Below are 21134 nucleotides of genomic sequence, written 5' to 3' on the forward strand. Positions count from 1 at the left end.
ACCTGTTCAGACGTGCTCAGGCGGACTTGATGACCGCCTCGCAGACCGCGTCGTTACCTTCGTCCAATCTGGTCGAAGTGCGGGGCCTGCGCGTGGTGGGAAGCCGCCCCGGCGAGCCTGATACCACGATCGTGCACGACATCGACTTCGAGATTGCGCGCGGCGAGGTGCTCGCCTTGATCGGCGAATCGGGCTCGGGCAAGACCACGATCGCGCTGTCGCTGATGGGCCATGCCCGCAGCGGCTGCCGCATCGCGGGCGGCTCGATCCGGGTCGGCGACACCGACGTGCTCGGACTCTCGCCGAAACAGCTCGAGGGATTGCGTGGCCGCAAGGTCGCCTATATCGCGCAAAGCGCGGCGGCCGCGTTCAACCCGGCGCGCTCGATCATGGACCAGGTGATCGAAAGCGCGCTGATTCACGGCACGCTCAGCAAGCGCGCCGCGCAGGCAAAAGCGGTCGAACTGTTCCGCGCGCTCGCGCTGCCGGACCCGCAGAAGATCGGCCAGCGTTACCCGCACCAGGTGTCGGGCGGCCAGTTGCAGCGGCTGATGGCGGCGATGGCGCTGATCACCGACCCCGCCCTCGTGATCCTCGACGAGCCGACCACGGCGCTCGACGTCACGACGCAGATCGACGTGCTGCAAGCGTTTCGCGGCGTGATCCGGCAATGCGGAATGACCGCCGTCTATGTGTCGCACGATCTGGCGGTGGTCGCGCAGATGGCCGATCGGATCGTCGTGCTCAGCAACGGTGAGGTTCGCGAAACGGGCCGTACCGAGCAGATTCTGCATGCGCCGGCCCATCCTTATACGCAGAGCCTGATCGCCGCGGTAACGCCCGTTGCACCCGCTGCTGCCGCGCCGGACGCGTCGCATCGCAACGCGGCGCCGCTGCTCGAACTGCGCGGGCTGACGGCCGGCTACGGCGGCACCGACGCGCACGGCTGGCCGCACAAGGTCATTCTGCGCGACGTCGACCTCGCAATCGGCCGTGGCCAGACGGTGGGCGTGATCGGCGAGTCGGGTTCGGGCAAGACGACGCTCGCGAAGGTGATCGCGGGGCTCGTGCCGATGGCGCGCGGCAAGCTGCTGCTCGATGGTGAGCCGCTTGCCGCCAACCTGAACCGTCGCAGCCGCGAACAGTTTCGCTGTATCCAGATCGTGTTCCAGAACGCCGACACCGCGCTCAACCCGACGCATACCGTCGAGCGCACGCTGGCGCGCCCGCTGAAGTTCTATCGCGGTATGAAGGGCGAGGCCGCGCGGCGCCGCGTCGCCGAACTGCTTGGTCTGGTTCGCCTGCCAGCCGAACTGGCGCAGCGTCGCACCGGGGAGTTGTCGGGCGGGCAAAAACAGCGCGTGAATCTCGCGCGGGCGCTGGCCGCCGAACCCAAGCTGATCCTTTGCGACGAAGTCACCTCCGCGCTCGATACGGTGGTCGGCGCAGCCATTCTCGAACTGCTGCGCGATCTGCAGAAAAAGCTCGGCGTGTCGTATCTGTTCATCACGCACGACATCGCCAAGGTGCGCGCGATCAGCGACGACATCGTCGTGCTGTACGCAGGGCACCGCGTCGAGGCGGGTAACCGCGACGCGTTGTCGGCGCCGCCGTACCACCCGTATTCGCATCTGCTGGTGTCGTCCGCGCCGGAGCTTCGCGCCGGCTGGCTCGAAGAAGCGGGCGAGCGCTGTCATCAGGCGCTGCCGCCGATCGGCGAGCCGGCCGATGAGCCGCAGCTATGCACGTTTCTCGCGCGCTGCCCGCTGCGCATCGATGGGGTCTGCAACCGCACGCCGCCGGCCGCGCGCACGCTCGCGAGCGGCGCTCAGGTGCTGTGCCATCGCAGCGAAGCGGAACTGGAGCAATACCAGAACGGACCGCCGGACGGCGCTACTGCGGCTGGTGGGCTCGCGCAGTCTGTCACGCTGCGCGTCTGATGGCGAACTCGAGCTACACGATGACGGCATCGGCCTTGCCGAATCGGTGTCGTCGGAGCGGCGCGCATGATTTGGTGGCCCGAAGGGATACGACATGACTGGAATCTTCGACTACACCGCCAGCGGCACGACCGTGGTGATGTCGCGTGCGATCAGGCGGGCCGTGGCCTTTATCGACAGCTCGTTCGCGCAGCCGGTCAGTCTTGCGACGCTCGCGGCGACGGCGGGCTTGAGTGTGTCGCGTTTTGCGACGCTGTTCCGCAAAGAAGTTGGAATCTCGCCGCATCGTTATGTGTGTCTGGTGCGGATCCAACACGCGAAGCGGCTATTGCGCGACGGCGTCCCGCCGTCTGAGGTCGCGACCGAGGTCGGGTTTTTCGATCAGAGTCACCTTGGCCGACATTTCCGGCGCGCGGTCGGCGTGACGCCCGGGCATTTCGTCGCTTCGCCGGAGGCGGTCAGCGCATGCCGATAAAGCGATCGCGCAACGGCAATGCTGTCGATCAATGCAATCGCGGGCGGTCTCGAACTCGCGCAACCTACGACGTCTCAAGGCAGAGCCGAACCAGATAGACCGGTTGAGCATCGGCGTCTCAGGGGCGCGAGAAATCTGCCGGCGTCAGGGCATTGTGATGACGGAAGGCTCGATGCGCGCTTCAGCAAGGCGCTCTGTAGCGAATGCTAACGTGCAGCGCACTCCTGGTGCCGAGTGCGGCACCAGCAGCAACCGCCAGAGTGTTCGCAATGCCGTCGCGATCCGGATATGCCGGCGCCCGTCGCCATTCACCCGGCAGCGGACTTTACACGTTGTTACCGTCGCGCAGCGGACGTTTGGGCGGGCTTTCCTTATACTGCCGCGCAACCGCCTTCCTCTTTATGCTCGCCGTGCCCGGCGCGGCAGAAATGCCAACCATACCTTGATGCCCATGCTCTCTACCAAGTTCGCCCTGAACGCTGCGCTTGTCGTTGCAGCAAGTCTTTCGTTGTCGGCGTGCGTTGCCCCGGGCTACGCGCCGTACGGCTCGCAGCAAGGCTACCAGGGCCAGTATGCAGCGCCCGCGTATAGCCAGCCCGTCTACGCGCAACCGGGCACCGTGCAGCAACCCGGCTACGCGCCGCAGCCTGCGCCGCAACAGCCGTATGACACACAAAACGGCGGCCAGTACGGGTCGCAGTACAACACGCAATACGGCAATCAATATGGCACGCAGTACGGCACGATCTCAAGCATCCAGCCCTTGAGTACTGCCACGGGTACTTCGGGTATCGCGGGAACCGTCGTCGGCGCGCTGGTTGGCGGCGTTCTCGGTAATCAGATCGGGGGCGGGCACGGTCGCGACGCAGCGACCGTCATCGGCGCGCTCGGTGGAGCCTACGCGGGCAACCAGATCGGCCAGCAGATGGGTCGGCCCGCCGGCTACCAGATCGACGTGCAGCTGAGCGACGGCTCAACGCGCGCGTTCGACGTGCCGACGCCCGGCGACCTGCGTCCGGGCGAGCGCGTGCAGGTCAACGGCAGCCAGCTTTCCCGCTACTGATTACGGAGACTGTCGCTTGGCGTCACGAGCCGCGGAGCGGCCAGGCGAGAGACCACGCCAACGCGGGCGCTCTACGCCATAGCTGGCAATCTTGTCGCGACAAAACCAGCTTCGCTGTTGCGCCAGCTTAGCTGGCGTTGCGGGATTCCCCCGGATTACTGTCCGAGTGGTGCGCCACCAGCTCCAGCAGTGCGTCAAGCTGAGGCGAGCGGTTGCCGGCGCGCCATGCCATCAACAGTTCGATCTCGGGCACCGGTCCCACGAGCGGCCTCGTGCAGATCGCTGGATTCGTCAGCGATGCGGTATAGGCGGGCAGCAGTCCGTAACCGAGTCCCATGCCGATCAGGTTCAGGTTGAGCAGGATATTGGTCGCCACCTGAATGACCTTGGGTTGCAGCCCATGTTGTTTGAAGTAGCCGTCCACGACGTCATACACATCGCCCGAATAAAGCGGATGCGTGCTGATGAACGCTTCGCCGTCGAGCTGCGCCGGCTTGATCCGCTTGTATCGCGCAAGCGGATGAGCGACCGGCAGTACGACCAGGATCGGTTCTCGGAGCACGACTTCAGAGAGGATGTCGGGCGAGCGAATCGGCTTGCGCATGAAGGCGACGTCGATTTCGTTGTCGAGCAGCATCTGCTCCTGCTCGGACGTCGGAATGCTGCGCAGATCGACGTTCAGTTCGGGAAAGCGTAGCCGCAGCCGCGGCAGAATGCCCGGGAAAATCCGCACTTCGGCGGCCGGCACGAAGCCGATGGTGACAGTCGAGCTGCTTTTGCGCCCTATGTGACGCGCCCGCGTCACTGCGCGTTCGGCCTGCGCCAGCGTCAGACGCGCTTCGATCAGAAAGACTTTGCCGGCTTCGGTCAACTCCACCTTGCGGCGCGTGCGCTCGAACAGCGGCGTGCCGACCTGCTCTTCGAGATCGCGAATCTGCTGGCTCAGCGAGGGCTGAGCCGTGCGAAGCCGCTCGGCCGCACGTGTGAAGCTCAGCTCCTCCGCCACGGCGATGAAGTAGCGCAAGTGTCGAAGTTCCATGGCGTGGGGGCTCCCAGTTATCGTTCAAATGTCTTAAATCAAACAAACAAAATATTTTACAGCGTGACTGGCGCCGTCGATCATTTGCCCCATCCCCAAAAACCTCCATTGGAGGAGACGCCAAATGTCTCAGAAAGAGATCGACTTCGACGCGCTGGTCGATGCACGCAATGGCCGCGTTGCATCCTCGATTTACTCGGACCCCGACCTGTACGAGCTTGAACTCGAACGCATCTTCGGCCGCTGCTGGCTGTTCCTCGCGCACGTCAGCCAGATTCCGAAAGCCGGCGATTACTTCAACACCTACATGGGCGAGGACCCGATCATCGTGGTCCGCCAGAAAGACGGCTCCGTCAAGGCATTCCTGAACCAGTGCCGGCATCGCTCGATGCGCGTGAGTTACGCCGATTGCGGCAATACCCGCTCGTTTACGTGCCCATATCACGGCTGGTCCTATGGGACTGACGGCGCGCTCGTCGACGTGCCGCTGGAGCAGCGCGCCTACCCGCATGGCCTGTGCAAGGAGAAGCTCGGCTTGCAGGAAGTGACGCGCGTCGCCGAATACAAGGGCCTCATATTCGGCAACTGGGACGCGAGCGCACCCGACCTCGAGGCGTACATGGGCGATATCGCGTGGTATCTGGACGGCGTGCTAGACCGCCGTCCCGGCGGCACCGAAATCATCGGCGGCGTACATAAGTGGGTGATCGACTGCAACTGGAAGTTTCCGGCAGAACAGTTCGCGAGCGATCAGTATCACGCGCTGTATTCGCATGCGTCGGCCGTGCAGGTACTGGGCGCGAAGGCAGGCGAGGACGACAAGGCGCTCGGCGCGGGACAGACCGCGCGCCCGGTGTGGGAGACCGCGAAAGATGCGCTGCAATACGGCCAGGCCGGCCACGGCAGCGGCTTTTTCTTCACAGAGAATCCGGACGCGAACGTGTGGGTGGACGGCGTCGTGTCGCAATACTTTCGCGATACGTATTCCGAAGTCGAGGCGCGTCTCGGCAAGGTGCGCGCACTGCGGCTCGCCGGCCACAACAATATGTTCCCGACGATGTCGTGGTTGAACGGCACCGCCACGTTGCGCGTATGGCACCCACGCGGCCCGAACCAGGTCGAGGTGTGGGCCTTCTGCATTGCGGACAAGGATGCCTCCGACGAAGTCAAACAGGCCTTCGAACGCAGCGCGACACGCGCATTCGGACCGGCGGGCTTTCTGGAGCAGGACGATTCGGAGAACTGGGTGGAGATCCAGAAAGTGCTGCGCGGCAAGCGCGCGCGTCAGACGAAGCTGATCGTCGAAATGGGACTCGGCAACGAGAAAGTCCGCGAGGACGGCATTCCGGGCATGACCAACTACATCTTCTCGGAGACGGCCGCGCGCGGCATGTATCGCCGTTGGGCCGATCTGCTCGCCTGCGATAGCTGGGACGAAGTACTGGAGCGCACGCGCGCCTACGAACAGGAGGTGCTCGAACATGACTGAAACCACGCTGAACCGTCCGGCAACCGTGCCGCTGGCTTTGCATCACGAGATCGAACAGTTTCTCTATCACGAGGCCGAACTGCTCGATGACTGGCGCTTTCGCGACTGGCTCGCGCTGATGTCGCAGGACGTGCATTACTCGATGCGCACGACCGTCAACGCACAGACGCGCGATCGCCGCCGTAGCGTCCAGCCGCCGACCACCTGGATCTTCAACGATAACTATGCCCAGCTGGAACGCCGCATCGCGCGCCTCGAAACGGGCATGGCCTGGGCGGAAGAGCCGCCTTCGCGAACGCGACACCTGGTTAGCAACGTCGTGGTGACGGCCACCCAGGATCCCAGCGAATTCGATGTGCGGCTCAACTACCTGTTGTATCGCTCGCAGAAGGAGCGCGACGAATCGATCTACGCCGGCAAACGCTTCGACCGCGTGCGTCGCGCGGATACGTCCGCGGCCTGGCAGATTTGCCGCCGCGAGATCACGCTCGATCAGGCGACCCTGAACTCTCATAACCTCAGCGTACTTTTCTGAAGCGAATATCATGGCACGCATTCTTGTTTGTGAAGACACCGCCTTATCCGACGGCGAGGCTATCAAGGTGGACGCCCCCGGCGAGGCCGTCGCTGTGTTCCGTTCGAATGGCGAGGTCTATGCGCTCGCCGACCGTTGCAGTCACGGCAATGCTTCGATGTCTGACGGATACGTGGAAGACGACGGCACTGTCGAATGTCCACTGCATGCGGCGCGCTTTTGCCTGAAGACGGGCGCGGCGCTGTGCCAGCCCGCGACCGAACCGCTCAGAACGTTTCCGATCGCTGTGGTCGAGGGGAAGATCTACGTCGACATGCCGGAGGTTGCATGAGCGCGGCGAAGATCGAGGGTAGCGGTTGGCTGCGCGACCAGGTCGCGCTGATTACAGGCGGCGGCTCGGGACTTGGGCTCGCGCTTGTCGAACGGTTTCTGGGTGAAGGTTGCCGGGTTGGCGTGCTGGAGCGGTCGGCGGAAAAAGTGGCCGCGCTTCACGAGCGCTTCGGCGCGCAGGTCGTGGCCGTGCAGGGCGACGTCCGCTCGCACGAGGACAATGCGCGTGCCGTAGCGGCCACGCTGGAGCGGTTCGGCTCACTCGACACGTTCATCGGCAACGCGGCGATCTGGGATCATGCGTCGGGCCTGCTCGATCTGAGCCCCGAACAACTGGACCACGGATTCGACGAACTGTTCGCGATCAACGTGAAGGGTTATCTGCTCGGCGCGAAGGCCTCGGCGCCCGCGTTGATCGCAAGCGAAGGCAGCATGATCTTCACGCTGTCGAATTCGTCGTTCTATCCGGGCGGCGGCGGCCCGCTCTACACCGCCAGCAAGCATGCGGCCGTCGGCCTGATCCGCGAGCTTGCTTACGAACTCGCGCCGAAGGTGCGCGTCAACGGCGTCGGCCCGTGCGGGATGGCGAGCGATTTGCGCGGTCCGACCGCACTCGGCCAGGAGGACAAACGCATCATGGATTCGCGCTCTCCCGAGGCGATCGCCAGCATCCTGCCGCTGCAGTTCTTCCCCGAGCCCGCCGATTTCACCGGCCCTTACGTGATGCTGGCTTCGCGCGCGAACAACCGCGTACTGAGCGGCGTGATGATTAATGCTGATGCCGGTCTCGGCATTCGCGGCATTCGTCACGTCGCGGGTGGTCTTCATCTTTGATTCGCGAGAAGGGATTCATGAATCGTCCCGTTTATGTGATCGTCGGCGCAGGGCAGGCTGGCGCAAATGCAGCCGCCGAACTACGCCGGCAAGGTTTCGAGGGGCGTGTCTTGCTGGTGGGTGACGAAGCGCATCCGCCTTACGAGCGTCCGCCGCTTTCGAAGGATGTGCTGTTGCGTCCCGAGCAAACACGCTGTGCCGTGCATGCGGATGATTTCTACGCCCAGCACGATATCGAATTGCAGATCGGGGTGGCTGTCAGCACGCTCGATCGGCAAACGCGCAAGCTGACACTGGCGAACGGCACATCGATCGCATATGACAAGCTGCTGCTCGCGACCGGTGCGCAGGCGCGCCGGTTGCCGCTACTCGATGCTTTAGGCGAGAACGTGCATACGCTGCGCACACTCGACGACGCGCGCAAGCTCGCGAGCGAATTGCGCCCCGGCAAGCGCATTCTGCTGGTCGGCGCGGGCGTGATCGGGCTCGAACTCGCGTCGAGTGCGGTCGATCTCCGCGCGCAAGTCACCGTGATCGAAGCTGCGCCATTGGCCATGGGGAGATGCGCGCCTGTGCTGCTCAGTCAGTTCCTGTGCGATGTTCATCGCGGGCGAGGGGTGACGTTTCACTTTGGCGCGACGCTCGCGAACGCCACGCGCGAAAACGGCGAGATCGTTCTGAATCTGCAGGACGGCACGCGAATTGCCGGCGACGCGGTGATCTGCGGTGTCGGCGCGCAACCCGACATTGCACTGGCGCGGTCCGCTGGGCTCGCGATCGATAACGGCATCGTGATCGATGCGGCGTGCCGTACTTCTGACGTGCATATCTACGCGGCGGGCGATGTCGCGAGCCGGCACGACGCGAGCAGCGGGACTTATCGACGCCACGAAACCTGGGACAACGCGCAAAAGCAGGGCATTGCGGCAGCGCGCGCCATGCTCGGCCTCGCGCCCGACGCGCAAACCGCGCCGTGGTTCTGGACCGATCAGTGCCGCCTGAACGTGCAGTTCGTCGGCGACATGTCCGCGCCGGACTGGATCGTGCGCCGGCAACTCAACGAGCCACCTTGCATGTTGTTCGGGCTTGATGAAGCGGGCGCGCTGGTTGGCGCGATCACCGTGAACTTCGGCCGTGAAATGCGCAGCGTGCGGCAGTTGGTGGAGCGTCGCGCGAAGTTGGCGCGCGAGGTACTGCTCGATCCAGGGCGGACGATGCGCGAGATCGCCAAAGAAGTTGTTTGAAGGGGATTTGTCGAAGTAGGTCTGCTACGCTCAAAGGCTCACCCGGAGGCCTTATAGTCGGGGAAAGAGGCAGCGATCGAGATGATGAAGGTCCGATGGGAATTGCTCGACGAAAAAGCGGCCAACAGGCGCAAGCACGTCGTTTGACTCCGAAGGAAATCCTGACAAGCAGGCCAGCCATTTCCGACGACATAATCGGCCAGCACCGATGGAAGTCGGATTTACGGTTGCCTACGATGTTTTCGACCGAGGCGGAGGCAATGGCGGAACCCCGAAGGCGAGATATAACTCCGAGGTTGCATCGGCCGTTGGCATGACCACGCCGGGGCAGAGGGACTGGTGCGTCGCACCCGATTCGGAAAAAGGAGGTCGATGATGCGATCAATATTTGACGGGACGGAGTGGGAGCCCGCAGCAAAGAAGACGATTGAATGATATGTCCGCATCCATACCACTGAGCGACGCGGACTGGGCCCGTATCGCCAGTCTTTTCCGGTTCGACGAAGCAAGGCGGTATGGAAAGACACCCAGGCATCCGCGCGAAATATTGAACGCGATATTATGGGTCTCGACACACCAAAAGGCATGGACCTATTTGCCGCCGGACATGCCACCTGCACGGACCTGCTACATAAAGTGCCTGCAATGGCGACGCGATGGGACCTTGAGACAGGTGGAAGCCCTCCTCGGACTGCGCATCGATTTCCGCTAACGCTTGCCAATTCATATCTTTCTCTGCTTATACTCATAGTCGCCTGAACGGCTCACGCCCAGGTCCCACGCTGCACGCCGATAAGAAACCACGACGTCAGTCGACAATACGGCACGCGATCCACGTTTTGGAACCGCAGTTCTTACATATCGGGTGGGACCACTTATGCGAAATCGTGCTTTTGGTGCTGCAATTTCATCGTTGCTGCTGGCAGGCGCAGCAGCTTCACCGGCCATCGCGCATGCCGACGACGGCTTCGCGCAGGACGACGGCGCATCGCATGGCCGTCCGGTCAAGGTGATGATCATTTCGATGTTCGGTCCGGAAGGCCAGGTGTGGCTCGATCATCTCGGACCGTGGCAGGACATCCCCGTCGCGGGCCTGTCTCCTGACTATCCCGCAGTGCACTGCAATCGCCAGGAGGTGTGCGTGATGACGACGGGCATGGGGCACGCGAATGCCGCCGCGTCGATCATGGCGCTGACGTTCTCGCCTCGTTTCGACTTGCGTCATACGTACTTCATGGTGGCAGGCATCGCGGGTATCGATCCGCAGCAGGGGACCGTAGGTTCCGCTGCGTGGGCCAACTGGCTCGTCGACTTCGGGATTCAATGGGAGATCGACGGGCGCGAAATTCCGCCGGGCTGGAACACCGGCTATCTCGGCATCAACACAACGGGCCCGACGCAGAAGCCGCCGCTCGACTATCGCAGCGAAGTGTTCCAGCTCAATCCGGCGCTTTCGAATGCGGCATTCGCGCTGTCGCGCAACGTGACGCTCACCGACGACGCACAGGCGCAGGCTGCCCGCGCCAAATACAACTATGCGCCCGCGAACCGTCCGCCCACAGTGATCCAATGCGATACGCTGGCGGGCGACACCTGGTGGTCGGGCACCGATCTCGGCGAGCGCGCGCGGCAATGGACGAAAATCCTGACCGACGGCAAGGGCACCTATTGCACGACGCAGCAGGAAGACAACGCCACTTTCGAGGCGTTGACGCGCGCGGCGAGCGCGCATCGTGTTGACCTGGACCGTGTAGCGGTGCTGCGCGCCGGCTCGGACTTCGACCGGCCTTACGCGGGCCAGTCGAGCGCGGACAACCTGCTCAACTACGCGTCACAGGGCGGCTTCACGATCGCGATCAACAATCTGTTCCTGACGGGCAATTCGCTCGTGCAGGACATCGTCACGCATTGGGGCGAGTGGCGCGACGGCGTACCGCGGCGGTAGCGGGTTTGCGGCTTGGTGAAGCACAGCGCGTGTCGGTCTGCACAGCGATTCTGTCTGTGGTTGTCGTGGGCGGCCGATTGGAGAACGGTGGCCACGACAACGCAACGGGCGGTACGCTCGGCGCACCGCCGCCTGCAGTCTTCGTCAGTCATGCAACGCGCAGCGTCGTGTCGATGCGCGTGCCGCGCCTGATGAACAGCGTGCCCAGCGTCTTTTCGCAGATATCGGCGAGGCGGGCGCGTTGTGTCTCTTCAAGCGGTCCGTCGACGGCAACGTCGCGGCAGATGTACTGGGTGCCGTCGTGGTCCGCATTGCGTCGGCCATCCCGGAACTCGCATATCAAGGTGGACAGACGGATTCCGAGGTTTAATCACGTGGCGCTTAATTGCCGCTAATAAAAACCATGTCATCTGAAAACGTCGGGTGAACGTTTGTCTCTACACGCCACTGAGTCCGTTCAGATAACAGAGCGAGAAGCGATTGCTGATCCTTTGGCAATTGCGCGCAACGCAGCGTAGTCCAGAATTGATATCTGATGACGGCCCCGTTTTGCGAGCACGCCGCGTCGCGTAAGTGACGCAAGAACTCGGGAGACTGTCTCTCGGCTCACATTTGCCATTGCTCCAAGCGATGCGTGACTCGGAAGTTCAATTGTCTGCTGCTCACTGCTAGCTGCGCCGATGAGGGTCGAAACAATCCAGGCAGACACTCTCGCGGTAGCGCCCAGAACACCTTGGTCCGTTTGGCGCTTCGCCAGATCCCGAACCAATTGAGCCAGACATCCATTCAATGCGCTCGCAACTTCTGGCTCGCGAAAAATCCGGCGCGCGTCGGAGCGACTGATCAGAGCGACGCTGCTGTCACGGGTGGCGACAATATTGCCAGGCAACGGCATGTCATTGATGGCCGACACGGCGCCGACCATTTGGCCGGCACTGGCCGTACCAATGGGGATCTCATGTCCGTCTTCCGATAATGCACTCACTCGCAGGTGGCCGGCTAACAGCATAACTAAAGGCGAAGCAGTATCGCCCTGAAAACATACATAATCACCCGTTTTGAATTCGCTAATGCGCGCCACCTGCCTTGCAAGGCTGAGTACTTGCTCATCAGATGTTTTGAATAGCGTTTGTTCCCTGAGTCTTTCCATCGTTGCCTTGCAGTACCAGTAACTCTCTTGCAGAAAGAGGCATTTTAGGTGCGACTTTTAAGCATTGTTAAATCCTTTTTTCGATTGGACGTAATTGAATGAAAAGTTTCGAGGAAAAACTGGTGCGCAAACGTTGTACTCGAATTCTCAGAAAAAAATGCCGTCGTTTTTGTGCAACAAACTTTGTTTCCACGGGCGCTCCGCTGTCGTCGACGACGATCGCGGAGTCGAGGCTCGGGCGTCGGTCGGCAGTCGTGCGTCCGCCCAGGCCGCAAAGGCCGCGGCCTCGCAATAGCTGATGTGCATGACGGGTGCATCGAGATCCAGAGGTTTGAGGCCATTCGCTTGCATAGAGCCGGTACGTCATGGCGGGTGCCGCGCTGGTCCAGAGGGTATGAGCGACCACGCCGGCCGAGACCCAGAAACTGGCCCGGTGGCCAAATGCGGGATGCGTGTATCCACGGGTGCTCCCGCTGTGAATCCCAGGAGCAGTCGGGCAGGCTGTATGGGTCATGGCCGTCTCCACCGGTATCAGAGCTTCGAGCCGCCATCGACACGCAGCGTGTCACCCGTCACCCAGCGTGCCGCATCGGATGCGAGGAAGAGGGCTGCGCCTGCGATGTCGTCGGGTTGCGCCACGCGCTTGAGGGCCTGTATGCCGAGGGTGAAGTCCCGCCCGGCATCGGTTTTGGCGAAGTTCGACATGTCAGTTTCAACAACGCCCGGCGCGATTGCGTTCACGCGGATGCCGCGCTCGCCAAGCGCTGCGGCGAAATGCTTGACCAGTGTGTCGATTGCTCCCTTGCTCGCGGCGTAGGCTGACAGATTGCCAACCGAAGCGCGGGCTGCAAGTGAGGACAGCAGGACCACGCTACTGCCCTCGCCCAGCACGGGCAGCAGTTGCTGGACGAGGAAGTATGGGGCGCGCACATTGACGGCGAACAACCGGTCGAAATCCTCTACTGTCGTTTCCGCGATCGACGAGGCCTTCGAGATGCCGGCATTCGCAACGAGAATGTTAAGACGCTCGCCAATCAGCCCGCGTACCTGACGGGCCAGTTCGTGAGGGCCGTTCGCGGCGCTCAGGTCTGCGGCGACCTTGTCGGCAGAACCACCCGAAGCACGGATCGCCTCGACGACGGAATTCGCAGCCTTCTCGTCGCTGCCGAAGTGCACGAGCACGCGCGCGCCTGCTGCTGCCAGAGCCAGTGCGGTTGCGCGGCCGATGCCGCGGGAAGCGCCCGTGACGAGTGCAGTTTTGCCGTGAAGATTAGTAGACACAATTAATTCTCCTTGGATTATGTCTCGAAAATTCGGATGTAGCGATCAACGACTCAGGAAAGGAACCTGGAAACGTCTTCCACGAAACGCTCGGGGTATTGATAGAGCGAGCCGTGATTGGCGTCCGGATAGATGACCAGTTGGGCATTCGGGATGTGCTGGCGCAGAATCAGCGAATTGACCGTGTAGATGATCACGTCGTTGTCGCCATTGACGACCAGAGTTGGCTGGCTGAGTGCAGACAGGTAGGCATACGGGTTGTCTTGCGGCGCGCCCCATTTCGCGAGTGCCGCGAGCTGAGCCGATGCCACGGCTTCGTTGGCCGCCGGATCACGGTTCTCCGTGCGAAGGCGGAAGCGTTCGAGGAACGCACGTCCGGCCGTCTGGCTGGTTCCGGTCGGCGAGAAATGGACGCGCAGCCAGAGATGGTCCGGTTCGGCATAGGTCGCGCCGAAGATTTCCTGCGCTTCGGGCGTCAGCGAGGCCATGCGTTCTCCGCTGCGCGGGCCCGTGCCGACGAGGATCAGGCGGCGAACCAGCGTGGGCTCCGCAATGGCGAGCGTCTGTGCAATCAGGCCGCCCATCGAGAATCCCAGTACATCGACCTGTTCGAGACCGAGCGCACGGATGAATGCGGCAGCGTTGGCCGCCATTTCCTCGATCGATTCGGGAACGCTGCCCGAACTACTCGAAATGCCGGCGTTGTTGAACAGGATGACCTCACGTCCGGCGGCGAGGCCGTCGGTTACGGCGGGGTCCCAGTGATCCATGGTGCCGGTGAAGTGGATGTTCATCACAAGCGGCACGCCGATGGGATTCCCAAAGCGACGATAGGCGAACCGGATGCCGTTTGCTTCGACGTACTGGGTCGGTGCGGTCTGGTGCGTATGGCGGGTCATGATTGCGATCCTTTCAGAGGTAAGTTCAGCAGATGTTCTTTTCCGGTATGTCTGAAATGCATGGGGGTGCTGCTTTTGCAATCCAGTTCCCCGCCTGGAAATCTCGTGGGGCGGTGCCTGTTGATGGGTACTGTATGCGCTGGCTGGCAACAGGAAAAAGACTTTGTAGGCAAGCGGCCATGCCTGAGGGGTATGGGGCATGCATGGCTGCGCGTTGCTTGCGCGAATCAGGACGGAAAACGTTCGCCGAACATGGGCAGGCCGCTGACGGACTGCGCCGCACTGGCCTCGTCCTGGAGCACGTCCCAGTGTTCGGCCAGCTTGCCGTCCTCGAAGCGGACGATATCGGCGGCAATCCATGCGGTTGGCCTGCCATTCCCGGAAAACCGGCCATGAGCAATCACGTAATCACCTTCTGCCACCACGAGCTGATTCTCGTAACGCAAGGTGTCGGGCAGGGTTCGGATCAGGCCGAACAGTCCTTCACGTCCGGGCGCAATGTGGGCGCTGTGCTGGATATAGGAATCCGACCAGAAGCGCTCGGCGGCAGCGTAGTCGCGCTGGTTGAAGAGCGTATCGAAGGCTTCGAGGAGCAGTGCCTTGTTCTGTGCGGGGGTGGTCGTGGTCATGTTGTTCTCCAATGAGTATCAGAGCACTTCAAATACGCTGTACACGGGGCCGTACGCGAAGCGGTGGCCGAGGCCGACGGCCAGAATGCCGTTAAGCCATTCGTAGCGTCCGGTCGGCGCTTCGAACACTGGGTTGATTCGGAAGTAGTAGCTTGCGGGGTCGACGACTTCCCCATGTTCCAGGCGTTGGATTACGTCGGTCGGACCATGCCGGACGCCGTGGTAGGACATCAGGAGGCTGACGCCGTCGTCGGTGCGCAGCATGAGGCGCACGTCGTGCGTCGTGCCGGTATCACCACGTACGGCCTGCCAGTCATTACTGCCGTCCAGCACGGTACCGGTGAGCCGGTCGCCCTGGAATGTGCCGGACTCAACGATGCCGACGCGGCGCAAGGCGCCCGGTGTCTGACCGACCGTCACGATTGGCTTGACGCCTAGACGGACCACGAACAGCGGTCGCGTCCGGACTTCCTTCATGACCGCGGGTAGGTCGTCAAATTGGGGCGTATGGCTTGTCGACATGGTGTTTTCCTCTCATCCCACGGATTCAGGCGGTCCTGCCGCCGTTGACGCGCAGGATTTCGCCGGTCATGTAGCTGGCGTTGCCCGATCCGACGAAGACGATAGCCTCGGCAATTTCCTCGGGCGTTCCGGCGCGTTTGAATGGGACGCTCGACAGCATGGCGGCCTTGCGCTCGGCGGATCCGGTTAGCCGGGTGAGCATCTCCGTGTCGATGGGGCCGGGCGCGACGGCATTCACGCGCACGCCCGACGCGGCCGCTTCCAGTGCCGCAGACTTTGTGAGGCCTTCGACGGCATGCTTGCTGGCCGTGTAAATGGACATGCCAGCGGCGCCGCGCAAGCCCATCGTCGACGACACGTTGACGATGCTGCCGCACTGCTGGGCCGTCATCACGCACAGCTCGTGCTTCATCGCGAGCAGGGTGCCGAGCACGTTGGCGTCGAAGACGGCGGCGTAGCGCTCGGGCGTCTGCTCCGTGACCGGGCCCGATTCTCCCTCGACGCCGGCCGCGTTGACGGCGATGTCGAGTCGACCAAAGCGTGCGACGGTGCCTTTGACTAGCGCTTCGACCTGCTCTTCATGGCGAACGTCTGCCTGGATGAATTCGGCTTCGATGCCGGTTGCGCGCAGTTCTTCGGCGAGCTTCTCGCCGACTTCAGCCCTGCGCCCGGCGAGCACAACGCGGGCTTTTTCGCGGGCAAAGACGAAGGCCGTGGCGCGGCCAATACCGGACAGTGCGCCGGTGATCAGTACAACGGGTGCGTTATTCATGCTGCTGCTCCGGCCGGGTAGAGTTCTGTGCAGGAAACGGAAGCCCGCTGGAATAGTTCAGGTGGTCGCGGGCTCGTCGATCCTGCGAGGATGCCCGCCGGTCAGCGCGAGCGTCAGGATCGAAACCACGGCGAGTCCGGCACCGAAGTACATTGCATTGAAGAGACCGAACCCGTCGACGATCCGGCCGCCGACGAACGAACCCAATGCAATCGAGATCTGGAAGTTGGCGACGAACAGTGCCATGCCACCTTCGCGGACTTCGCGGGTTGCCTGCGCCATCCACATCTGCAGTGCGACGGGCATGGCGCCGTACGCGGTTCCCCACGCGGCCAGCGCGACCAGCACCGACGGCCGACTGGTGCTGAGTGCGGGAAGCATGGCGAGCGGCAATGCGATAAACAGGATGCTCGCGATGAGCGCGGTCCTGACGTTCCGTTGCGCTGATGAACCACCGATGAAATTGCCGAGCAGACCGATGAACGTGTAGCCGAGCAGCAGCAACGAGATGACCTTGCCGCCAAATCCCGACACCGTTGCGAGGAACGGAGTGATATACGTATAGGTCGCAAACTGTCCGCACAGGGCCAGCGTCATCGCGATCAGCCCGATGCGTGCCGGTCGCGTACCGAAGATGCCGAGCAGATCGCGTGTGCTTACCCGATGCTCTACGTGTAGCGACGGCAACGAAACCCACTGGGCCAGCAGCGCGGCAACGGACAGCGCGAGCGCTGCGCCAAATGCGGTACGCCAACCAGCCAGGTCCCCGATCAGTGCCCCGGCCGGGCCGCCGATCAGCATGCCGAGTGAGACGCCCGCGAAAATCAGCGATGTGGCCCGACCGACATGCTTCTCCGGCACGAGTCGGGCGCCGAGCCCCACACTGATTGCCCAGAATCCGCCGATTCCGAATCCGAACAGCGCACGGGCCGCGACGAGAATCGTAAAGTTCGGCGCCAGCATGGCCGCCAGATTCGAGATTACGAGCAGCAGGCCCAAGCCGAGTAGCACGCGCCGACGGTCGAAACGTCCGACCGCTACCGTAAGAAACGGCGCGGCGATGGCGGCCAGAAGCCCGGGCGCCGTGACCATGATGCCGGCGGTTCCTTCGCTGACGCCCAGTCCCTGGCTGATGTAGCGTAGTAGCCCGACGGGGAGGAATTCCGTGGTACAGAACACGGTCGCGCTGAGTGCGACCGAGAGAACCGCGAGCCAGTTTCGCGTGCGCGGTGGCTGTATTGAGGGGATTTGCGTCTGCGACATTGATATATCCCGGTGCGTGAATCGAATTGGATTGCCGAAATGGCGGCGTCGCGGTCGACTCGCTCAGAGCTTCGAGCCGCCGTCCACATTGAGCGTCGCGCCGGTTGTCCATCTGGCCTCGTCGGAGGCGAGAAAGGTGATCGCAGCGGCGATATCATCGGGTTCGGCGAGCCGTTTGATGGCCTGAAGGCTGAGTGTCATGTCGCGGCCTTCGTCGGTGTGGGTGAAGCTCGACATGTCGGTTTGCACCACGCCGGGTGCGACTGCGTTCACACGGATGCCGCGCGGTCCGAGGTCATTCGCGAATTGGCGCACAAGGGTGTCCACGGCGCCTTTCGTGGCCGAGTAGGCCGATAGTTCGCCGACGGCCGCATGGGCCGCGAGCGACGAAAGCAGCGTGACGCTGCTGCCCTTGCACATGATCGGCAGCGATTGCTGAACGAGAAAATACGGAGCGCGGACGTTGACTGCGAACAGTTCGTCGAAATCCTCGACGCTTGTTGCCTCGAGTGTGGCTGCCTTCGCGATGCCAGCGTTGGAAACGAGGATGTCGAGCCGTTCACCGACGATTGCCCGGACATGGCGCGCGAGCCTGTGCGGCCCGTCGGATTCAGCCAGATCTGCCTGGATGGCATGGGCACGGCTGCCCGCCGCAGTGATTTCGGCGACGACGGCCTTGGCCTCACGCGCACCGCTGCCATAGTGCACGATGATCTGAGCGCCTGCCTGCGCGAGCGCAAGCGCAGTGGCGCGCCCGATGCCACGGGAAGCGCCCGTGACGAGTGCGGTCTTTCCTGTCAGGGTGTTCATGATCGTCCTTCCAGCAGATAACTGACGTTGAGGCGAGGGAGGGTTTCGTCCGGCTGATGTGATCGAACGATAGTCGCCACTTGTCCGCGCGAAAAAGACTTTGTAAGCTGACCCCCATACCTGTCAGGCATGACTAAAAGGAAGGCGTGTATGGAACTGCGTCATCTTCGTTATTTCGTCGCCGTGGCCGAAGAGGGCAGCCTGACCGTCGCGGCGGAACGTCGGCTCTACACGTCCCAGCCGTCTCTGAGCCGGCAGATCAGAGACCTTGAATACGAAGTAGGTGCGCAACTGTTCGTGCGCAGCGCGCGTGGCATCGAACTGACCGACGCTGGCAAGGCATTTCTGGACCATACCCGCCTCGCCCTTGCACAAGTCGATGCGGCGTGCGAGGCAGCGCGGCGGGCGGCGCGACCGTCCAAGCCGACGTTTGCTGTTGGCTTCCTGAGCGGACAGGAAGTGACCTGGCTTGGGGAAGCGACTCGCGTGCTCGCGAGCGATCTGCAGAGCATCGAAATGACGGTTTCGAGCGAGCACTCCCCTGAACTCGCAGAGGGATTGTCGACGGGACGGCTGGACGTCGCCTTCATGCGTGCCGAAGCCAACCGACCCGACCTCGAGTACGTGACGGTCGCACGCGAGCCTTTCGTCGTGCTGATGCCAAGCGACCATCGCCTTGCGGCCTTCGATGAGATCGACGTGCACGAACTGGCGGGTGAATTATTCATAGGCGGCTCAGACGTAGCCGGTCCCATGCGCGGCGCGATCGAAAACTATCTGTCGACAAACGACGTCGCCATCGAGCCCGCGCATCGCGTGCACAACCTGACGATGGCGATGTCGCTAATCGCCTCGACGAGAGGCGTTGCATTGCTGCCCTCTTATGCCGAGAAATTGCTGCCCTGGTCGGTGACAAGCCGACCGCTCAAGGGCGAACCGCCACGTATCGAGCTTGTGGTCGGCTATAACCGGAACAACCGCTCAGCGATCCTGTCGACGTTTCTGTCGCGCATCGACCAGATCAAGCAGTAAGTTGCACAACGGCAGGTTGCACGCCAAAAGCTGTGGCCTGCGCGTGATAGCTGGTCACAAGTAGACCAGGCTTAATGTCAGACTAAACCGCTTGAGTGGCTGTCGGTGGAAGGCGTTCAGATAGACGTGCGGCAGATGAAGCAGTCTGCGGATGCGGGTGACATTCGCGCGGCAGGCCCGACGCTTACCGGCCGCGAGGCGAATCACAGAAGCCGGCCACGGAGATACTGAGCGCACGACATCGGTCGCGGCAGGCTACCTTGCGGGCCGTCATGCCTTCGACGACGGACGTGCGTTGACTTTGTCGTACCACGCTAGTAGTGCGTCGAAACCCGCGGGAATGCTCAGCTTCATGCCGCCCGCCGCGAAGTCGATCGCAACCAGCGTAGTAATGTCAGCCACCGAGAATGCGTCGCCCGCGACGAATGGCACTGTCTTGAGGCGGTCATTGAAATCAGCAAAGAAGTGCGCGACCCGCAGCTTGCTGCGCTCGACGATTTCGGGGATCTGCTCGTACGCATGCGGGCCCGACAGCGCCCGACCTTTCAGCCCGGAAACGGCGTTTCTGACGCCCTCCATCACCGCCGAGAATCCGTCCAGCTCGGCACGTCGTTCCCACATCGTGACGAGCGCCTTCGTAGTTGGCGTCGTGCCCAGCAATGCCGGCCTGTCGGGGTAAGCCTCCTCGATGTAACGCCAGATTGCCGGGACTTCGCCAATCGCTGTGCCGTCTCGCAGCACGAGCGTGGGGACCTGGCGGCGAGGGTTGATCGCAACGTAGGCATCGGAGAATTGCTCTTTGGCGCTGAGGTCCAGCGCTTTGGTAGGAAATTCGATGCCCTTCTCGGCAAGAAAGATGCGAACCCGGCGAGAGTTCGGGGAAGCCTTCGATTCGAAAAAGGTGAGATCGGTGTTCATTGATGGTTCCATCCAGAAGTGTCGCTTATGTAGGGCTTCGCCGGTTCAGCAGGAAGCCCAAATCCGCGTTGAAATCTCAACCCGCTGTCTTGCCGCCATCGACGGTGAGGATCTGCCCTGTGACAAACGCAGCACCGTCATTCGCCAGGTAGAGCACCGCCGCGGCGATGTCGTCAGGCCGACCGATTCGTGCGAGCGGAACCGTTGCCGCGAGCGAGGCCTTGTTCTCCGGCGTGCCGGTGAAACGGTCCAACATGCCTGTGTCAGTGGGGCCAGGAGCAACGGCGTTGACGCGAACTCGCGCCGAAGCGGCCTCGAGCGCAGCCGATTTCGTGATCCCTTCTACAGCATGCTTGCTGCCCGCATACACCGAAGCGAAGGCCGCACCCTCATGACCATAAGTCGAGGATATGTTGATGATGCTGCCCGCTTGCTGTGCGGTCATCACGCGCAGTTCGTGCTTGAGACTCAGCAACGTGCCGAGCACGTTGGTGTCGAAGGTATCAGCGTAGCTCTCGGCAGTCTGATCGACCACAGGTCCCGGTTTGCCTTCCGTACCAGCATTGTTGACTGCAACGTCGAGCCGGCCGAAGCGAGCAACGGTTTCGTCGACGAGGTGACGGACGTCTTCGTCGCGGCGTACGTCAGCCTGCACGAAGAAAGCTTGTGCGCCTGCTTCGCGCAATTCGGCTCCAAGCGCCGAACCTTCCGCGGCGCGGCGGCCCGACACGACGAGGCGTGCGCCCACGCGGGCGAATGCAAAAGCGGTTGCGCGGCCGATGCCTGTGAGGGCGCCGGTGATCAGGACGACGGGTTGGTTCATTTTGCGGCTCCAGTTAGGTAAGTTCATGTCAAACGCAACGTAGAGAGAGCTTCGATTTCAGGGGAGCACGCAATATCTATTGCTCAATATGCAGCTTCCGTCACTGGACGCGAGTTACGCGGCGGCGACGGTGACGCCGTC

The 21134-nt window shown here is 62.5% G+C and carries 23 protein-coding genes and 1 pseudogene; 11 read left to right on the forward strand and 13 right to left on the reverse strand.

What is annotated here, in order from left to right; translation table 11 throughout:
• The first annotated feature begins 29 nt into the window (after positions 1–29).
• The 3 genes from G5S42_RS31655 (at position 30) to G5S42_RS31665 (ending at position 3478) form a co-directional block, all read left to right on the forward strand.
• Positions 30–1940 (forward strand): ABC transporter ATP-binding protein, encoded by a 1911-nt coding sequence (locus G5S42_RS31655; RefSeq protein ID WP_176111923.1) that lies wholly within the window; start codon positions 30–32, stop codon positions 1938–1940.
• 94 nt (positions 1941–2034) lie between these two features.
• On the forward strand, positions 2035–2415 hold the full coding sequence (locus G5S42_RS31660) for a helix-turn-helix transcriptional regulator (protein ID WP_018435697.1): 381 nt from the start codon (positions 2035–2037) through the stop codon (positions 2413–2415).
• A gap of 442 nt (positions 2416–2857) precedes the next feature.
• Entirely contained in the window at positions 2858–3478 is a 621-nt protein-coding gene (locus G5S42_RS31665) for an outer membrane lipoprotein (protein ID WP_176110763.1), read from the forward strand.
• A gap of 127 nt (positions 3479–3605) precedes the next feature.
• On the opposite strand, the gene hcaR is transcribed toward G5S42_RS31665, so the two are convergent.
• Positions 3606–4517, reverse strand: coding sequence for a DNA-binding transcriptional regulator HcaR (hcaR, locus tag G5S42_RS31670; RefSeq protein ID WP_176110764.1), 912 nt, complete (start codon positions 4515–4517; stop codon positions 3606–3608).
• A 124-nt stretch (positions 4518–4641) separates the two neighbouring features.
• Here hcaR and hcaE point away from each other — a divergent pair, with 124 nt between their 5' ends.
• The 7 genes from hcaE (at position 4642) to G5S42_RS31705 (ending at position 10894) form a co-directional block, all read left to right on the forward strand.
• Entirely contained in the window at positions 4642–6006 is a 1365-nt protein-coding gene (hcaE, locus tag G5S42_RS31675) for a 3-phenylpropionate/cinnamic acid dioxygenase subunit alpha (RefSeq protein ID WP_176110765.1), read from the forward strand.
• Entirely contained in the window at positions 5999–6541 is a 543-nt protein-coding gene (hcaF, locus tag G5S42_RS31680; protein ID WP_176110766.1) for a 3-phenylpropionate/cinnamic acid dioxygenase subunit beta, read from the forward strand. The genes hcaE and hcaF overlap by 8 nt, the downstream gene beginning before the upstream one ends.
• A gap of 10 nt (positions 6542–6551) precedes the next feature.
• Positions 6552–6872: a 3-phenylpropionate/cinnamic acid dioxygenase ferredoxin subunit gene (gene hcaC, locus G5S42_RS31685; protein ID WP_176110767.1), complete on the forward strand. Its 321-nt coding sequence runs from the start codon at positions 6552–6554 to the stop codon at positions 6870–6872.
• Positions 6869–7705, forward strand: coding sequence for a 3-phenylpropionate-dihydrodiol/cinnamic acid-dihydrodiol dehydrogenase (gene hcaB, locus G5S42_RS31690; RefSeq protein WP_176110768.1), 837 nt, complete (start codon positions 6869–6871; stop codon positions 7703–7705). The genes hcaC and hcaB overlap by 4 nt, the downstream gene beginning before the upstream one ends.
• 17 nt (positions 7706–7722) lie before the next feature.
• A complete protein-coding gene (gene hcaD, locus G5S42_RS31695; RefSeq protein ID WP_176110769.1) occupies positions 7723–8949 on the forward strand; it encodes a 3-phenylpropionate/cinnamic acid dioxygenase ferredoxin--NAD(+) reductase subunit in 1227 nt (408 codons plus the stop codon).
• Between the two features lie 436 nt (positions 8950–9385).
• The gene (locus G5S42_RS45835) at positions 9386–9661 is read left to right on the forward strand and encodes a transposase (RefSeq protein WP_176110770.1); all 276 of its coding nucleotides are present in this window, start codon (positions 9386–9388) and stop codon (positions 9659–9661) included.
• A 165-nt stretch (positions 9662–9826) separates the two neighbouring features.
• The gene (locus G5S42_RS31705) at positions 9827–10894 is read left to right on the forward strand and encodes a purine-nucleoside phosphorylase (protein ID WP_176110771.1); all 1068 of its coding nucleotides are present in this window, start codon (positions 9827–9829) and stop codon (positions 10892–10894) included.
• A 148-nt stretch (positions 10895–11042) separates the two neighbouring features.
• Here the strand turns inward: G5S42_RS31705 and G5S42_RS31710 are convergent.
• The 10 genes and pseudogenes from G5S42_RS31710 to G5S42_RS31755 form a co-directional block, all read right to left on the reverse strand.
• Positions 11043–11207: pseudogene (locus G5S42_RS31710) on the reverse strand (OsmC family protein); the annotation flags it as partial.
• A gap of 144 nt (positions 11208–11351) precedes the next feature.
• Positions 11352–12044 carry a Crp/Fnr family transcriptional regulator gene (locus G5S42_RS31715; RefSeq protein ID WP_176110773.1) on the reverse strand — a complete coding sequence of 231 codons (693 nt, stop codon included), beginning with the start codon at positions 12042–12044 and terminating at the stop codon, positions 11352–11354.
• Between the two features lie 147 nt (positions 12045–12191).
• Entirely contained in the window at positions 12192–12395 is a 204-nt protein-coding gene (locus G5S42_RS31720; RefSeq protein ID WP_176110774.1) for an SUMF1/EgtB/PvdO family nonheme iron enzyme, read from the reverse strand.
• 180 nt (positions 12396–12575) lie between these two features.
• Complete coding sequence (locus tag G5S42_RS31725) at positions 12576–13325, reverse strand: SDR family NAD(P)-dependent oxidoreductase (RefSeq protein WP_176110775.1); 750 nt, start codon at positions 13323–13325, stop codon at positions 12576–12578.
• 53 nt (positions 13326–13378) lie between these two features.
• Entirely contained in the window at positions 13379–14224 is an 846-nt protein-coding gene (locus tag G5S42_RS31730; RefSeq protein ID WP_176111924.1) for an alpha/beta fold hydrolase, read from the reverse strand.
• A gap of 227 nt (positions 14225–14451) precedes the next feature.
• Positions 14452–14853, reverse strand: a complete 402-nt coding sequence (locus G5S42_RS31735; RefSeq protein WP_176110776.1) for a nuclear transport factor 2 family protein — start codon at positions 14851–14853, stop codon at positions 14452–14454.
• Between the two features lie 18 nt (positions 14854–14871).
• A complete protein-coding gene (locus G5S42_RS31740; protein WP_176110777.1) occupies positions 14872–15375 on the reverse strand; it encodes a DUF3237 domain-containing protein in 504 nt (167 codons plus the stop codon).
• 25 nt (positions 15376–15400) lie between these two features.
• A complete protein-coding gene (locus tag G5S42_RS31745) occupies positions 15401–16147 on the reverse strand; it encodes an SDR family NAD(P)-dependent oxidoreductase (RefSeq protein ID WP_176110778.1) in 747 nt (248 codons plus the stop codon).
• Positions 16148–16204: 57 nt separating this feature from the next.
• On the reverse strand, positions 16205–17410 hold the full coding sequence (locus tag G5S42_RS31750) for an MFS transporter (RefSeq protein ID WP_176110779.1): 1206 nt from the start codon (positions 17408–17410) through the stop codon (positions 16205–16207).
• A gap of 63 nt (positions 17411–17473) precedes the next feature.
• Positions 17474–18220: an SDR family NAD(P)-dependent oxidoreductase gene (locus tag G5S42_RS31755; protein ID WP_176110780.1), complete on the reverse strand. Its 747-nt coding sequence runs from the start codon at positions 18218–18220 to the stop codon at positions 17474–17476.
• Positions 18221–18370: 150 nt separating this feature from the next.
• Here G5S42_RS31755 and G5S42_RS31760 point away from each other — a divergent pair, with 150 nt between their 5' ends.
• Positions 18371–19252 carry a LysR family transcriptional regulator gene (locus G5S42_RS31760; protein WP_176110781.1) on the forward strand — a complete coding sequence of 294 codons (882 nt, stop codon included), beginning with the start codon at positions 18371–18373 and terminating at the stop codon, positions 19250–19252.
• 270 nt (positions 19253–19522) lie between these two features.
• On the opposite strand, the gene G5S42_RS31765 is transcribed toward G5S42_RS31760, so the two are convergent.
• Together G5S42_RS31765 and G5S42_RS31770 are read right to left on the reverse strand one after the other, a co-directional pair.
• The gene (locus G5S42_RS31765) at positions 19523–20170 is read right to left on the reverse strand and encodes a glutathione S-transferase family protein (protein ID WP_176110782.1); all 648 of its coding nucleotides are present in this window, start codon (positions 20168–20170) and stop codon (positions 19523–19525) included.
• A 76-nt stretch (positions 20171–20246) separates the two neighbouring features.
• A complete protein-coding gene (locus G5S42_RS31770) occupies positions 20247–20993 on the reverse strand; it encodes an SDR family NAD(P)-dependent oxidoreductase (protein WP_176110783.1) in 747 nt (248 codons plus the stop codon).
• Positions 20994–21134: the final 141 nt, after the last annotated feature.

Source organism: Paraburkholderia youngii (assembly GCF_013366925.1).
GTDB classification, from domain to species: domain Bacteria; phylum Pseudomonadota; class Gammaproteobacteria; order Burkholderiales; family Burkholderiaceae; genus Paraburkholderia; species Paraburkholderia youngii.

Excerpts from the sequence above, each read along its gene's own strand:
- G5S42_RS31655 (WP_176111923.1), top strand. The coding sequence starts at position 30 with ATGACCGCCTCGCAGACCGCGTCGTTACCTTCGTCCAATCTGGTCGAA.
- G5S42_RS31660 (WP_018435697.1), top strand. The coding sequence starts at position 2,035 with ATGACTGGAATCTTCGACTACACCGCCAGCGGCACGACCGTGGTGATG.
- hcaR (WP_176110764.1), bottom strand. The coding sequence starts at position 4,517 with ATGGAACTTCGACACTTGCGCTACTTCATCGCCGTGGCGGAGGAGCTG.
- hcaE (WP_176110765.1), top strand. The coding sequence starts at position 4,642 with ATGTCTCAGAAAGAGATCGACTTCGACGCGCTGGTCGATGCACGCAAT.
- hcaF (WP_176110766.1), top strand. The coding sequence starts at position 5,999 with ATGACTGAAACCACGCTGAACCGTCCGGCAACCGTGCCGCTGGCTTTG.
- hcaC (WP_176110767.1), top strand. The coding sequence starts at position 6,552 with ATGGCACGCATTCTTGTTTGTGAAGACACCGCCTTATCCGACGGCGAG.
- hcaB (WP_176110768.1), top strand. The coding sequence starts at position 6,869 with ATGAGCGCGGCGAAGATCGAGGGTAGCGGTTGGCTGCGCGACCAGGTC.
- hcaD (WP_176110769.1), top strand. The coding sequence starts at position 7,723 with ATGAATCGTCCCGTTTATGTGATCGTCGGCGCAGGGCAGGCTGGCGCA.
- G5S42_RS45835 (WP_176110770.1), top strand. The coding sequence starts at position 9,386 with ATGTCCGCATCCATACCACTGAGCGACGCGGACTGGGCCCGTATCGCC.
- G5S42_RS31705 (WP_176110771.1), top strand. The coding sequence starts at position 9,827 with ATGCGAAATCGTGCTTTTGGTGCTGCAATTTCATCGTTGCTGCTGGCA.
- G5S42_RS31715 (WP_176110773.1), bottom strand. The coding sequence starts at position 12,044 with ATGGAAAGACTCAGGGAACAAACGCTATTCAAAACATCTGATGAGCAA.
- G5S42_RS31720 (WP_176110774.1), bottom strand. The coding sequence starts at position 12,395 with ATGCAAGCGAATGGCCTCAAACCTCTGGATCTCGATGCACCCGTCATG.
- G5S42_RS31730 (WP_176111924.1), bottom strand. The coding sequence starts at position 14,224 with ATGACCCGCCATACGCACCAGACCGCACCGACCCAGTACGTCGAAGCA.
- G5S42_RS31735 (WP_176110776.1), bottom strand. The coding sequence starts at position 14,853 with ATGACCACGACCACCCCCGCACAGAACAAGGCACTGCTCCTCGAAGCC.
- G5S42_RS31740 (WP_176110777.1), bottom strand. The coding sequence starts at position 15,375 with ATGTCGACAAGCCATACGCCCCAATTTGACGACCTACCCGCGGTCATG.
- G5S42_RS31745 (WP_176110778.1), bottom strand. The coding sequence starts at position 16,147 with ATGAATAACGCACCCGTTGTACTGATCACCGGCGCACTGTCCGGTATT.
- G5S42_RS31750 (WP_176110779.1), bottom strand. The coding sequence starts at position 17,410 with ATGTCGCAGACGCAAATCCCCTCAATACAGCCACCGCGCACGCGAAAC.
- G5S42_RS31755 (WP_176110780.1), bottom strand. The coding sequence starts at position 18,220 with ATGAACACCCTGACAGGAAAGACCGCACTCGTCACGGGCGCTTCCCGT.
- G5S42_RS31760 (WP_176110781.1), top strand. The coding sequence starts at position 18,371 with ATGGAACTGCGTCATCTTCGTTATTTCGTCGCCGTGGCCGAAGAGGGC.
- G5S42_RS31765 (WP_176110782.1), bottom strand. The coding sequence starts at position 20,170 with ATGAACACCGATCTCACCTTTTTCGAATCGAAGGCTTCCCCGAACTCT.
- G5S42_RS31770 (WP_176110783.1), bottom strand. The coding sequence starts at position 20,993 with ATGAACCAACCCGTCGTCCTGATCACCGGCGCCCTCACAGGCATCGGC.